The following is a 14457-nucleotide window of genomic DNA, read 5'->3' as shown; positions in this document are numbered from 1 at the left end:
CTGATCGGGGCAGCATTTGCAGACATGGGCGTTGGGACGCCAGTTAAGCGGACACTCGGTTAGATAAGACAGTCAGGCGGGTCTGAAGCTGAGGCGGGAATGGTCTTGGGTGGGGAAAGGGCAATCATGCTAGCGGTGTTTCCAGCTAATCAGGCGTTGCCTGCATCGCCGGCAAGGCCGGCGCCCACAGGGATCGCGACTAGCAGTTAAATCGCCAGAAAGACAAAACCCCTACCTGCATATGCAGATAGGGGTTTCGGAATTTAATCTTGACGATGACCTACTCTCACATGGGGAAACCCCACACTACCATCGGCGATGCATCGTTTCACTGCTGAGTTCGGGATGGGATCAGGTGGTTCCAATGCTCTATGGTCGTCAAGAAATTCTGTTGCCAGAAGGTCTTGTTCAGACACTCCAGCGAATCGGGTATGTGATGTTTGTGAGTTACAAATCTTCGGCTGTGCAGTCTTCACAACACCGCAATCTGGCTTTCGCTCAAATTGCTTGGGTGTTATATGGTCAAGCCTCACGGGCAATTAGTATTGGTTAGCTCAACGCCTCACAGCGCTTACACACCCAACCTATCAACGTCGTAGTCTTCGACGGCCCTTCAGGGAGCTCAAGGCTCCAGTGAGATCTCATCTTGAGGCAAGTTTCCCGCTTAGATGCTTTCAGCGGTTATCTCTTCCGAACATAGCTACCCGGCAATGCCACTGGCGTGACAACCGGAACACCAGAGGTTCGTCCACTCCGGTCCTCTCGTACTAGGAGCAGCCCCTCTCAAATCTCAAACGTCCACGGCAGATAGGGACCGAACTGTCTCACGACGTTCTAAACCCAGCTCGCGTACCACTTTAAATGGCGAACAGCCATACCCTTGGGACCGGCTTCAGCCCCAGGATGTGATGAGCCGACATCGAGGTGCCAAACACCGCCGTCGATATGAACTCTTGGGCGGTATCAGCCTGTTATCCCCGGAGTACCTTTTATCCGTTGAGCGATGGCCCTTCCATACAGAACCACCGGATCACTAAGACCTACTTTCGTACCTGCTCGACGTGTCTGTCTCGCAGTCAAGCGCGCTTTTGCCTTTATACTCTACGACCGATTTCCGACCGGTCTGAGCGCACCTTCGTACTCCTCCGTTACTCTTTAGGAGGAGACCGCCCCAGTCAAACTACCCACCATACACTGTCCTCGATCCGGATAACGGACCTGAGTTAGAACCTCAAAGTTGCCAGGGTGGTATTTCAAGGATGGCTCCACGCGAACTGGCGTCCACGCTTCAAAGCCTCCCACCTATCCTACACAAGCAAATTCAAAGTCCAGTGCAAAGCTATAGTAAAGGTTCACGGGGTCTTTCCGTCTAGCCGCGGATACACTGCATCTTCACAGCGATTTCAATTTCACTGAGTCTCGGGTGGAGACAGCGCCGCCATCGTTACGCCATTCGTGCAGGTCGGAACTTACCCGACAAGGAATTTCGCTACCTTAGGACCGTTATAGTTACGGCCGCCGTTTACCGGGGCTTCGATCAAGAGCTTCGCGTTAGCTAACCCCATCAATTAACCTTCCGGCACCGGGCAGGCGTCACACCCTATACGTCCACTTTCGTGTTTGCAGAGTGCTGTGTTTTTAATAAACAGTCGCAGCGGCCTGGTATCTTCGACCGGCATGGGCTTACGGAGCAAGTCCTTCACCCTCACCGGCGCACCTTCTCCCGAAGTTACGGTGCCATTTTGCCTAGTTCCTTCACCCGAGTTCTCTCAAGCGCCTTGGTATTCTCTACCCAACCACCTGTGTCGGTTTGGGGTACGGTTCCTGGTTATCTGAAGCTTAGAAGCTTTTCTTGGAAGCATGGCATCAACCACTTCGTCGCCTAAAGGCAACTCGTCATCAGCTCTCGGCCTTAAGATCCCGGATTTACCTAAGATCTCAGCCTACCACCTTAAACTTGGACAACCAACGCCAAGCTGGCCTAGCCTTCTCCGTCCCTCCATCGCAATAACCAGAAGTACAGGAATATTAACCTGTTTTCCATCGACTACGCTTTTCAGCCTCGCCTTAGGGACCGACTAACCCTGCGTCGATTAACGTTGCGCAGGAAACCTTGGTCTTTCGGCGTGGGAGTTTTTCACTCCCATTGTCGTTACTCATGTCAGCATTCGCACTTCTGATACCTCCAGCAAGCTTCTCAACTCACCTTCACAGGCTTACAGAACGCTCCTCTACCGCATCACCTAAGTGATACCCGTAGCTTCGGTGTATGGTTTGAGCCCCGTTACATCTTCCGCGCAGGCCGACTCGACTAGTGAGCTATTACGCTTTCTTTAAAGGGTGGCTGCTTCTAAGCCAACCTCCTAGCTGTCTAAGCCTTCCCACATCGTTTCCCACTTAACCATAACTTTGGGACCTTAGCTGACGGTCTGGGTTGTTTCCCTTTTCACGACGGACGTTAGCACCCGCCGTGTGTCTCCCATGCTCGGCACTTGTAGGTATTCGGAGTTTGCATCGGTTTGGTAAGTCGGGATGACCCCCTAGCCGAAACAGTGCTCTACCCCCTACAGTGATACATGAGGCGCTACCTAAATAGCTTTCGAGGAGAACCAGCTATCTCCGAGCTTGATTAGCCTTTCACTCCGATCCACAGGTCATCCGCTAACTTTTCAACGGTAGTCGGTTCGGTCCTCCAGTCAGTGTTACCTAACCTTCAACCTGCCCATGGATAGATCGCCCGGTTTCGGGTCTATACCCAGCGACTAAACGCCCTATTAAGACTCGCTTTCGCTACGCCTCCCCTATTCGGTTAAGCTCGCCACTGAATATAAGTCGCTGACCCATTATACAAAAGGTACGCAGTCACCTAACAAGTAGGCTCCCACTGCTTGTACGCATACGGTTTCAGGATCTATTTCACTCCCCTCTCCGGGGTTCTTTTCGCCTTTCCCTCACGGTACTGGTTCACTATCGGTCAGTCAGTAGTATTTAGCCTTGGAGGATGGTCCCCCCATATTCAGACAAAGTTTCTCGTGCTCCGTCCTACTCGATTTCATGACTAAGAGATTTTCGCGTACAGGGCTATCACCCACTATGGCCGCACTTTCCAGAGCGTTCCGCTAATCTCAAAGCCACTTAAGGGCTAGTCCCCGTTCGCTCGCCACTACTAAGGGAATCTCGGTTGATTTCTTTTCCTCAGGGTACTTAGATGTTTCAGTTCCCCTGGTTCGCCTCTTGCACCTATGTATTCAGTACAAGATACTCAGCTTATGCTGAGTGGGTTCCCCCATTCAGAGATCTCCGGATCAAAGTCTGTTTGCCGACTCCCCGAAGCTTATCGCAGGCTACCACGTCTTTCATCGCCTCTGACTGCCAAGGCATCCACCGTATGCGCTTCTTCACTTGACCATATAACCCCAAGCAATCTGGTTATACTGTGAAGACAACATTCGCCGAAAACTTGTAATTACTCACAAATTTTACCTTAGCCTGAACACACACCAGTGAAAGTGCTGTCCAGTCTATCTTTCTATCACATACCCAAATTTTTAAAGAACGATTCTGAAAAAGTTCAGAAATCAATATTCGATACGAATATTCATTTCTAAGCTTTGACGTAAGGTGGTGGAGCCAAGCGGGATCGAACCGCTGACCTCCTGCGTGCAAGGCAGGCGCTCTCCCAGCTGAGCTATGGCCCCGTATTGCTACAGGCTGCACCACATGTAATTGGTGGGTCTGGGCAGATTCGAACTGCCGACCTCACCCTTATCAGGGGTGCGCTCTAACCAACTGAGCTACAGACCCAATCGTCTTCTTCAATGAATCAAGCAATTCGTGTGGGAGCTCATAAGACAGCTGATGTCTGTCGATTAAGGAGGTGATCCAGCCGCAGGTTCCCCTACGGCTACCTTGTTACGACTTCACCCCAGTCATGAATCACACCGTGGTAACCGTCCTCCCGAAGGTTAGACTAGCTACTTCTGGTGCAACCCACTCCCATGGTGTGACGGGCGGTGTGTACAAGGCCCGGGAACGTATTCACCGCGACATTCTGATTCGCGATTACTAGCGATTCCGACTTCACGCAGTCGAGTTGCAGACTGCGATCCGGACTACGATCGGTTTTGTGAGATTAGCTCCACCTCGCGGCTTGGCAACCCTCTGTACCGACCATTGTAGCACGTGTGTAGCCCAGGCCGTAAGGGCCATGATGACTTGACGTCATCCCCACCTTCCTCCGGTTTGTCACCGGCAGTCTCCTTAGAGTGCCCACCATAACGTGCTGGTAACTAAGGACAAGGGTTGCGCTCGTTACGGGACTTAACCCAACATCTCACGACACGAGCTGACGACAGCCATGCAGCACCTGTGTCAGAGTTCCCGAAGGCACCAATCCATCTCTGGAAAGTTCTCTGCATGTCAAGGCCTGGTAAGGTTCTTCGCGTTGCTTCGAATTAAACCACATGCTCCACCGCTTGTGCGGGCCCCCGTCAATTCATTTGAGTTTTAACCTTGCGGCCGTACTCCCCAGGCGGTCAACTTAATGCGTTAGCTGCGCCACTAAAATCTCAAGGATTCCAACGGCTAGTTGACATCGTTTACGGCGTGGACTACCAGGGTATCTAATCCTGTTTGCTCCCCACGCTTTCGCACCTCAGTGTCAGTATGAGCCCAGGTGGTCGCCTTCGCCACTGGTGTTCCTTCCTATATCTACGCATTTCACCGCTACACAGGAAATTCCACCACCCTCTGCCCTACTCTAGCTTGCCAGTTTTGGATGCAGTTCCCAGGTTGAGCCCGGGGATTTCACATCCAACTTAACAAACCACCTACGCGCGCTTTACGCCCAGTAATTCCGATTAACGCTTGCACCCTCTGTATTACCGCGGCTGCTGGCACAGAGTTAGCCGGTGCTTATTCTGTCGGTAACGTCAAAATACTCACGTATTAGGTAAGTACCCTTCCTCCCAACTTAAAGTGCTTTACAATCCGAAGACCTTCTTCACACACGCGGCATGGCTGGATCAGGCTTTCGCCCATTGTCCAATATTCCCCACTGCTGCCTCCCGTAGGAGTCTGGACCGTGTCTCAGTTCCAGTGTGACTGATCATCCTCTCAGACCAGTTACGGATCGTCGCCTTGGTGAGCCATTACCTCACCAACTAGCTAATCCGACCTAGGCTCATCTGATAGCGCAAGGCCCGAAGGTCCCCTGCTTTCTCCCGTAGGACGTATGCGGTATTAGCGTTCCTTTCGAAACGTTGTCCCCCACTACCAGGCAGATTCCTAGGTATTACTCACCCGTCCGCCGCTGAATCGAAGAGCAAGCTCTTCTCATCCGCTCGACTTGCATGTGTTAGGCCTGCCGCCAGCGTTCAATCTGAGCCATGATCAAACTCTTCAGTTCAATACTGCTTGGGTTTTGAGAAAACCCTAAACTTGGCTCAGCAATCTCAAATGACTTACTTTCAAATCTTTCGATTTTCGTGTAGCCACTTGTGATGCTGATAATCTTTTTGACTATCAGTCTGAGCTCACAAGCACCCACACGAATTGCTTGATTCAGTTGTTAAAGAGCGGTTGGTTAAGAACTTTTCGTCTCAACCGAGGCGCGCATTCTACGCTTTCCTCAGAGCCTGTCAAGCGTTTATTTTGAAGTTTTTCGTTTCACTTCAAACACTTGACTCGCTGCGATCTCTCGTAGCGGGAGGCGAATTCTACAGCGTTTCAAACCGCTGTCAACTGCCTTTTTCACCGCTGCCGATCTTTCGATCGAAGCACCTCCGGATGACCCTGGAACCGCTAACTCTTTGAAACTCAAGGAGTTTTCAGTTCCGACTGCGCCGGAAGTGGGGCGAATTATAGACACATCCGCGGGGGCGTCAAGGACTTATTTCAACTTTGTTTCAGCGGGGGCATTTTGGCTATAAGCCACAAGCTTCAAGCTGCAAGTAAAAGCGGCAGCACCGCGCTCAACTTGAAGCTTGAAGCTTGCAGCTACCATCCTTTAAAGCAACTATTCAAAGCCGCGTTGATCTGTAGATAAGGCACCCTACAAGATGAGCCACCGCCATGAGTGAAGCGCAAAGCGGCAAGACCCCGGGCCTGTCTGCAGACGAAGAGCAGGAAGTCAGCCACAACCAGCCGCCCCGCGCGGCGGTGCTACACGAGATCATTCGTTATCAGGGTGACCAGGAACTGGAGCGCACCATTGCCGCACTGTTCTGGTCGGCGCTGGCTGCCGGCCTGACCATGGGCCTGTCGCTGATGGCCATGGGGCTGTTCTATTCGCGCCTGCCGCAAGGCGACAGCAGCCAGGTGATTGCCAGCCTCGGCTACTCGGCCGGGTTTCTCGCGGTGATCCTCGCCCGCCAGCAACTGTTTACCGAAAACACCCTGACGGCGGTGTTGCCGGTAATGACCGAACCGACCGTGCGCAACTTCGGCCGCTTGCTGCGTTTATGGTCGGTGGTGCTGGTCGGTAACCTGGCCGGCACCATCCTGGTGTCTTACGTGATGCTCAACCTGCCGATCTTCGACAGCAAGACCGACGTCGCCTTTCTCGACGTTGGCCGCAAGGTGATGGAGAACGACCTGAACCAGATGTTCGCCAAGGGCATCATCTCGGGCTGGATGATCGCCACCATGGTGTGGATGATCCCGTCGATGGAGACTGCCAAGGTATGGATCATCCTGATGATCACCTACCTGATGGCCCTGGGTGATTTCACCCATATTGTTGTAGGCTCGGTGGAAGTTTCCTACCTGGTCTGGGCCGGAGAGGTAAGCTGGGCGGCCTTCTGGCTGGACTTCGCAGCACCGACGCTGATCGGCAACATCATAGGCGGCAGCTTTATATTCGCCCTGATCAGCCACGCCCAAGTGCGCAGCGATAGCGGCAAGCCACCCTCCGCCCTGCCCCGCCGTGAGCCGCACAAACAACCGTCGGCAGACAAGGAGCCCTAGGGCTCGCGCGCCGCCAGCGCCCGCTCACCGCCCTTGCGTAATTCCCGTTGTGGCTTGGGCTGCCACCAGGCCGGCCCGCTGTGTGGCTGCTCGATACTGACCCGCTCGCCGATCTGCGGCGTGCTCAAAGGTACCTGCGCCGCGTTGGCCAGGGCCAGGATACGGTCGAAGGGTTCATGCCAGCTGTGGGTGGAGAGGTCGAAGGTGCTGTTATGAATCGGCAACAGCCAGCGCCCGCGCAGGTCGAGGTGCGCCTGCAGGCTTTGCTCGGGCTGCATGTGTACATCAGGCCAATTGACGTTGTAGGCGCCGGTTTCGATCAGGGTCAGGTCGAAGGGACCGTACTGCCTGCCGATTTCCTTGAAGCCGGCGAAATAGCCGGTATCGCCACTGAAGAACACTTTCAGCTGGTCATCGATCATCACCCAGGAGGCCCACAGGGTGCTGTTGCTGTCGAACAGGCCGCGGCCAGAAAAATGCTGCGCCGGGGTGGCGACAAATCGCACACCTTCGACGCTGGTTTCCTGCCACCAATCCAGCTGCCTGACCTTGGCCGCCGGTACGCCCCAGCCGATCAGAATATCGCCCACCCCCAAAGGCGCAATAAAGTGCTCGGCGCTAACGGCCAGTTGGCGTATGGCCTGCTCGTCGAGGTGGTCAAAGTGGTCATGGGAGAGGATCACCGCGGTCAACGGCGGCAACTCCTCGAGTTTCAGCGGTGGCGGGTGAAAGCGCAGGGGCCCGGCCCATTGCACCGGCGAGGCGCGCTCGGCGAACACCGGGTCGGTAATGAAGAAGCGCTCGCGCAGTTTCAGCAATACCGTGGAATGCCCCAGGCGCCAGACGCTGTGGTCCGGGGCCTCGAGCAACTGCTGGCGGCTCAGTGGCTGCACGGCGATGCTGACACTGGGGCGGGTATCGGCGGGCTTTTTCAGGAACAGGTACTTGAGGCCGATACGCAGTTTTTTCATCACCCCGTCCTGGGGCAACTGCGCCTGGTTGCGATAACGCCCATCCTGGCGTTGCGCCGGTTCACCGGCCTGGGGAGTCAGCGGGGCCATGAGCAGAAACACTCCAAGGATGAAGGTAAGTTTCATGGTACCCCACAGTGATTGCATCAACCGTGAAATGGCTTGTAAGGCCATTTTTCAACAGCCTGCGATTGTTCAACAATATTGACAGCATTTATGCGATAAACGGCGCCCCGGAACAGACCAGCATCCATGATGGAAAAGAAAAACGGCAAGGGACTTTCATTTGTAAAGCGGATCTACCTGCCGCGCATCATCGGCCTGGGGATCGGCATGCTCAGCGTTATGGCCGGGATTTCCAGCCTGCCGGTGCCCGCCTGGGTATGGGGCCTGCTGCTGTTCAACGGCCTGGTGTGGCCGCACCTGGCTTATCAGATTGCCTTGCGCGCCAAGGTTCCGTATCACGCCGAGTACCGCAACCTGCAACTGGACTCGCTGATGGGCGGGTTCTGGACCGCCACCCTGCAGTTCAATCCCCTGCCCAGCGTGACCATCCTGGCGATGATGGCCATGAACAACTTCGCTGCCGGCGGCCAGCGCCTGTTCATCAAGGGCCTGCTGATCCAGGGCCTGGGCATGCTGCTGTCGATGGCCCTGTTCGGCCCCGGGCTGCAATTGCATGCCAGCACCCTGCAGGTCTATGCCTGCCTGCCGATGCTGACCCTGTATCCCATGGCCGTTGGCTGGGTCTGCTACCGCCTGGCGATGAAGCTGTCTGAGCACAAGCGCCGGCTAAGCGCCCTGAGCCGCACCGACAGCCTCACCGGCCTGCTCAATCACGGCTCATGGAAGGACCTGCTGCAGCTCAAGTTCCAGATCTGCCAGCAGCAAGGCCGCGAGGCGGTGATCGCGATCATCGATATTGACCATTTCAAGGCCATCAACGACACCTACGGCCATGTGGTCGGCGATTGCGTCCTGCACCAGTTGAGCAACGAGCTCAAACGCACCCTACGCGAAGATGACCTGGCCGGACGCTACGGCGGTGACGAGTTCTGCGTGATTCTGCCAGATACCCGCATGGAACACGCCAGTCAGGCCATGGAACGCCTGCGCGAGCGGGTTGGCAGCTACCGCAACCCGCAACTGCCGGAGCTGCGCATCAGCCTCAGTATCGGCCTGGCCAGTTGCAGCGCGGCCCTGCCCGACCCGGAAGCCTGGCTCAACGAGGCCGACAAGGCCCTGTACTGCGCGAAGAAAGCCGGGCGTAACCAGGTCAATTTCGCCCATTCGGACCTCAGCGCGCTGAAGCTGGCCTATCCTGACTGAACGTTCGTCCTTGCGGTACGGCCGCAGGGATGCTGCTTCATTAAGGAACAGCTCGCGTATGGACAGGATTGCCGATGTTCCGCCAGCCAGCCAGCGCCCCAGCCTGCAGACGCGCAAGCTTATTGCCGCGATTGCCGCGTTGTTCGCCCTGGCCTGCCTGATCGCCCTGGGGGCATTGTTCAACATCGCCACCACGCTCAATGCCAACGAGCGGGAGAAAAGCAGTTTCTACGCCCATAAAGCCCTGGACCAGCGCCTGGAGTCGTCGCGCCAGTTTCTCTCCAGCTATGCGGTATGGAACGCCGCTTACGAGCACCTCAATGCCAGCCCCGACCTGCATTGGGCCTATGACGAGAAGAACGTCGGCGATTCGCTGTACACCGCCAGCGGCTACGAAGGGGTGTTCGTCGTCGATGACCAAACCACCAAATACGCCCTGTTCAAAGGCCAGTTGAGCAAGGCGCCAGCGAGCACCTATATAGAGAACCCGCTGGGCCCGATTATCGCCAAGGCGCGCAAAGTTGCAGCCGAGCGCCAGCAGATCACCGAGCATGTGTTGTTCAACGGCTGGCCCGCCGTGCTGGTTGCCGCCGCCATTCGCCCGGACGACGAGGTGCTGAGCATCGACCCGCAAACCACCTCGGTCATGCTCTTCGTCGATCAGCTGACCCCGGAAAAACTCACCCGCCTGGGCACCGGTGTCGGCCTTGCCGGCATGCACATCGAAAAAGCCGACGCGCCGCTGGCGGACCAGCCCAGCCTGATGCTCGGCGACACCGGCTACCGGCTCGACTGGATCACCCCGCGCCCTGGCGACCAACTGCTCTGGGCCGTGTTGCCGCCGCTGCTTGGCGCCATGCTGGTGCTGGGCCTGCTGATGGTGTACTTCTTCCGCTATGCCCTGCGCACTTCACGGCAAATCGATGCCAACCTGCGCCGCCTGCAAGCCAGCAACCTGGCGTTGGAAGCCAGCGAGCAACGCTTTCGCGCCGTGGCCGAGGCGGCCTCGGACTGGATCTGGGAAACCGACCGCCATCACCGCCTCAGCTACCTGTCCCAGCGCTTCGTCGCCGTGACCGGTTTTCAGAGTGAAGACTGGCTGGGCCAGCCGCTCAATCAATTGCTCAGTTGCGAGACCACGCCGCTGATCCAGTGGCTCGACAACCAGGCCGATTCCGACTCGCAGCAGGTCGCCAACCTGCGCTGCGCCTACCGCGACCATACCGGCCAGGTGCGCTTCTGCCGGGTCTCGGCGCGCTCGATCGTGTTCGATGGCAAGCTGGTCGGCTATCGCGGCACCGCCAGCGACATTACCGATGAGGTGGCGGCCCATGCGCGCATCCAGCACCTGTCGATGCACGACGCGCTGACGGGCCTGGCCAACCGCAACAAGCTCTCACGCTTTCTTGATCAGGCATTGCTCAAGGGCCAGGACGCCACTCCATTGACCTTGCTGTTGCTTGACCTGGACAGCTTCAAGCCGATCAACGATTCCCTCGGCCACGCTGCCGGCGACGCCGTGTTGCTTGAGGTAGCCGCGCGCCTGCGCGAATCGACCCGTGACGGCGACCTGGTGGCGCGGCTGGGTGGCGACGAGTTCGTGCTGGTGATGAACGGCATGGACAGCCGCAACGAAATCGACCGCTTTTGCGCGCGCTTGATCGACAGCCTGCACCAGCCGATCTACTTCGAAGAACAGGCCCTGCACATCGGCGCCAGCCTCGGTGTGGCGCAAACGCGCCTGCAGGGCTTCGATGCCGGCGAGCTGATCCGCTGCGCCGACATCGCCCTGTACCAGGCCAAGGCCGAGGGCAAGAACACCTGGCGTTACTTCTCGCCAGAGATGAACGAGCAGATCCAGTACCGCCGTCAATTGGAAAACGACTTGCGCAAGGCGCTGAAAAACAACGAGTTCATCCTTCACTACCAGCCCCGCTACCGCCTCGAGACCCTCGAGATCGTCTCGGTCGAGGCCTTGGTGCGCTGGCAGCATCCAGTCGAGGGTCTATTAGGCCCGGACACCTTCATCCCCTTGGCCGAGCAGACCGACCTGATCGTGCCTCTGGGCCGCTGGGTGCTACGCGAAGCCTGTGAAACCGCGCGCAACTGGCCGGCCGGCCTGCTGGTTTCGGTCAACCTTTCGCCTGCGCAGTTCTCGCGCAGCGACGTGGTCAGGGATGTTCACCAGATTCTGGTCGAGACCGGCTTCCCAGCCCAGCGCCTGGAACTGGAGATCACCGAGAACGTGATGCTCAACGATATCGAAGGTGCGCTGGGCACCATGAACGCGCTCAAGGAACTGGGCGTGCGCCTGAACATGGATGACTTCGGCACCGGTTACTCGTCGCTGGGCTACCTGCGTACCTACCCGTTCGACAGCATCAAGATCGACAAGCGCTTCATCGCCGGGCTCAGCAGCGATGGCAACGACCGCGCCGTGGTGCAGGCGATCATCAACCTGGGCAAGGCCATGGGCCTGACCGTGACCGCCGAAGGGGTGGAGACCGAGCAGCAACTCAAGGCCCTGGGCAAGGAGCAATGCCACGAGGTGCAGGGCTACTACCTGAGCAAACCGATCGACAAACTGGCTTTCGAGGCGCTGCTGCAATCTGCCGACAACAACCGCGCCAGCGTCTCCTAGGCCGCAGGTAACCCCAACCGCGCCCGCACCAGCTTGAGCAGGTTCGGCCCGACCTGGTCGAAGCCCTTGTTCTGCGCAACGATCTGTACCCCCTCAAGCAGCAGCGTCAGTTCGAACGCTGCCTGCTGCGGTTCTACCATCCCTGCCTCTTTGCACAAGCGCACCAGGCGCGCCGCCTGACGACGCTTGTGCGCCTCGATCAACTCGCGTGCCGGGCTGCCACACACCGGCAACTCCGCCAGGGTGTTGGTATAGGCGCAGCCACGGTGCGAAGACAGCAGCGGTTCCTGGACCAGGAATTCGGCAAATCCGAGGATCTGTCGCGTCGGCTGGCCGTTGAACTGTTCGGCCAGGCGCGCCCATAGCTCATCGTATTCGGCCATCAACAGACGCAACCACTCCACTACCAGCACGTCCTTGGATTCGAAATGCCGGTACACGGTCATCTTGGTGGTTTCTGCCTTGGCAGCAATGGCATCGACGGTGACGCGGCTGATGCCCTCGTTGAAAAACAGCTCGTGGGCGGCATCCAGGACCCGCTCGCGCGGGGGCAAGCGGGCGATTCGTTGCGAACGCATGGGCAGACTCCGGTTGACGACGATACTAATCAGTATCACTCTATACTCTTGAGTATCGCTCGATACCCATCGGTATTTTATCGTCAATTGCCCCGGGAGTGCGCAATGAAGGTGAGTGAATATGTGCAATTCGATGCCATCGGCCTGGCCGAGCTGATTGCTCGAAGGCAAGTCAGTGCCGTTGAAGTGCAGGCTGCGGCGCAGCAAGCCATCGCCAACGTCGAACCCCGGCTCAATGCGCTGGCTGAACATTGGCACGACGAACCTCTGCCAAGCGCTGCTGAAGGTCCGTTGTATGGCGTGCCGTTTCTGATCAAGGACCTGGCGATCAGCATGCAGGGCCGTGCTCATGAGTTCGGCAGCCGCCTGGCCCAGGGCACCGGAAGCAGTGCCGACTCGTTCCTGATGCAGCGGTTTCGCCGCGCAGGATTGCTCACCCTGGGGCGCACTACCGTCCCGGAACTGGCGATCAGCACCACCACCGAATCGCGCCTGTGCGGCCCGACCCGCAACCCCTGGGACCTGAACCGCAGCGCCGGTGGCTCCAGCGGCGGTTCGGCAGCAGCGGTAGCCAGCGCCATGGTGCCGGTGGCCCATGCCACCGATGGCGGCGGTTCGATCCGGGTGCCGGCTGCAGCCTGCGGCTTGTTTGGCTTGAAGCCCAGCCGCGGGTTGATTTCCATGGGGCCGTTCCTGGACGAGGCCTGGAACGGCCTGGCGGTACAGGGGGTGCTCAGCCGTTCGGTGCGTGACAGCGCCCTGCTGCTCGATTGCATGGCCGGGGCAGAACCCGGTGACCCGTTCCAGGTGGCGCCAGCACAGGGCAGTTACCTGAGTGCGCTCAAGCAAGCGCCTGGGCCGTTGAAAATTGCCGTGCAGTTGCATCCGCTCAATGGCCAGCGCAGCGATCCGCTGATGCTCGAGGCGCTACAGGGCCTGGTCCGCACCCTTGAAGGTCTTGGCCACCAGTGCGATCAGGTAGACCTGGACATCGGCCTGTCGTGGGATGCTTTTGTCGAGATGAACGCGCGCTTCTGGGCCAGCAATACCGCAGCCTGGCTCGACGCATTGAGTGCCCAGACGGGTCGCCCGCTCGATGCTGACTGGCTTGAACCGGCAACCTTGGCGCTTCACAGTTACGGCCAGGCGCTGCCGGCTACCGACCTGCTGGCGGCGATGGACCAGCGCAATCAGGTCACCCGGCAACTGGGCGGGTTCTTCAAGCGTTTTGACCTGTTGCTGAGCCCGACCCTGAGCCAGTTGCCGCCGGTGATCGGCGCCTACAACGCCGGCCAGGAACAGCTCGACGGGTTGGGCTGGATGCACCGGGTGTTCAACCACTCGCCTTTCACCGCCCTGGCCAACATCGGCGGTACGCCGTCGATGTCGCTGCCGCTGTATCAGGATGCAGCCAGCGGCTTGCCGGTGGGTATGCAGTTTACCGCCGGGGCTGCGGGGGAGCGCCTGCTGCTGAGCCTGGCCGGGCAACTGGAGCAGGCGTTGCCCTGGCGCGGGCGCACCCCGCCGGTCTGGGCGGCGCATAGTTGAAAAGCACCGCCGGCAACGCCGGCGATGTGGCCGCTCAGGCCCGCAGCCGTCGCTGCGCGGCGATCTCTGGCAAATCCTTGCGGCGCAGGTAAACCCGCAACGGCTCGGTCACATTCAACCGTTCATCGACGTTCTGCGCCAGAAGAATCTCGATCAAGGTTCGGCTCAAGGTCATGACCTCGGCCTCGGCGGCCTGCCAGACGAATTCGTTGCTCGGGGTGATGCTGTCGTCAGCCACGTCCATGCCGAACGAGTCTTCGCTGAAACGCACGATGTGCTTGCCAAGCTTGCGATGAAAGCCGACAAAGCCCTTGAGCTGGTCAGCAGCGGCGCAGATATCCTGGGATGTGATGTGCATGTCAAACCTCACTTGAAAAAGGGGATTGGCACGCTGGGCGATAGGGGTTGCGCTCTGGCGGGCAAC

7 protein-coding genes, 2 tRNA genes and 3 rRNA genes are annotated in these 14457 nt (G+C 58.0%); 4 read left to right on the top strand and 8 right to left on the bottom strand.

Annotation, left to right across the window (positions count from 1 at the left end; genetic code table 11):
• Positions 1 to 267 precede the first annotated feature (267 nt).
• The 5 genes from rrf to JYG36_RS07070 form a co-directional block, all read right to left on the bottom strand.
• Positions 268 to 383 (bottom strand): 5S ribosomal RNA (rrf, locus tag JYG36_RS07090).
• Between the two features lie 135 nt (positions 384 to 518).
• Positions 519 to 3408 (bottom strand): 23S ribosomal RNA (locus JYG36_RS07085).
• Between the two features lie 214 nt (positions 3409 to 3622).
• Positions 3623 to 3698, bottom strand: a tRNA-Ala gene (locus JYG36_RS07080).
• Positions 3699 to 3727: 29 nt separating this feature from the next.
• Positions 3728 to 3804: transfer RNA gene (locus JYG36_RS07075), tRNA-Ile, on the bottom strand.
• 66 nt (positions 3805 to 3870) lie between these two features.
• Positions 3871 to 5407: ribosomal RNA gene (locus JYG36_RS07070) — 16S ribosomal RNA — on the bottom strand.
• The 16S, 23S and 5S rRNA genes sit together here with 2 tRNA genes alongside, the layout of an rRNA operon.
• Before the next feature lie 665 nt (positions 5408 to 6072).
• Here JYG36_RS07070 and JYG36_RS07065 point away from each other — a divergent pair.
• Positions 6073 to 6966 (top strand): formate/nitrite transporter family protein, encoded by an 894-nt coding sequence (locus JYG36_RS07065; RefSeq protein ID WP_213603466.1) that lies wholly within the window; start codon positions 6073 to 6075, stop codon positions 6964 to 6966.
• Here the strand turns inward: JYG36_RS07065 and JYG36_RS07060 are convergent.
• Positions 6963 to 8063, bottom strand: coding sequence for an MBL fold metallo-hydrolase (locus JYG36_RS07060; protein ID WP_093380238.1), 1101 nt, complete (start codon positions 8061 to 8063; stop codon positions 6963 to 6965). The two genes, JYG36_RS07065 and JYG36_RS07060, sit on opposite strands and share 4 nt — an antisense overlap.
• Before the next feature lie 129 nt (positions 8064 to 8192).
• Here JYG36_RS07060 and JYG36_RS07055 point away from each other — a divergent pair, with 129 nt between their 5' ends.
• Positions 8193 to 9266, top strand: a complete 1074-nt coding sequence (locus JYG36_RS07055; RefSeq protein WP_213604362.1) for a diguanylate cyclase — start codon at positions 8193 to 8195, stop codon at positions 9264 to 9266.
• Between the two features lie 58 nt (positions 9267 to 9324).
• Complete coding sequence (locus tag JYG36_RS07050) at positions 9325 to 11907, top strand: bifunctional diguanylate cyclase/phosphodiesterase (RefSeq protein WP_045197863.1); 2583 nt, start codon at positions 9325 to 9327, stop codon at positions 11905 to 11907.
• On the opposite strand, the gene JYG36_RS07045 is transcribed toward JYG36_RS07050, so the two are convergent.
• Positions 11904 to 12485: a TetR/AcrR family transcriptional regulator gene (locus JYG36_RS07045; protein ID WP_213603465.1), complete on the bottom strand. Its 582-nt coding sequence runs from the start codon at positions 12483 to 12485 to the stop codon at positions 11904 to 11906. The two genes, JYG36_RS07050 and JYG36_RS07045, sit on opposite strands and share 4 nt — an antisense overlap.
• Positions 12486 to 12590: 105 nt before the next feature.
• Between JYG36_RS07045 and JYG36_RS07040 the strand changes: the two genes are divergently transcribed.
• Entirely contained in the window at positions 12591 to 14033 is a 1443-nt protein-coding gene (locus tag JYG36_RS07040) for an amidase (RefSeq protein ID WP_213603463.1), read from the top strand.
• Between the two features lie 34 nt (positions 14034 to 14067).
• Here the strand turns inward: JYG36_RS07040 and JYG36_RS07035 are convergent, their stop codons facing one another.
• Positions 14068 to 14391, bottom strand: coding sequence for a DUF2025 family protein (locus JYG36_RS07035; protein ID WP_213603461.1), 324 nt, complete (start codon positions 14389 to 14391; stop codon positions 14068 to 14070).
• Positions 14392 to 14457: the final 66 nt, after the last annotated feature.

Origin of the sequence: Pseudomonas sp. SORT22 (assembly GCF_018417635.1) — a bacterium.
Taxonomy (GTDB): domain Bacteria; phylum Pseudomonadota; class Gammaproteobacteria; order Pseudomonadales; family Pseudomonadaceae; genus Aquipseudomonas.
The sequence above is the reverse complement of the archived record's forward strand: the minus strand, read 5'-3'. Positions and strand labels throughout refer to the sequence as shown.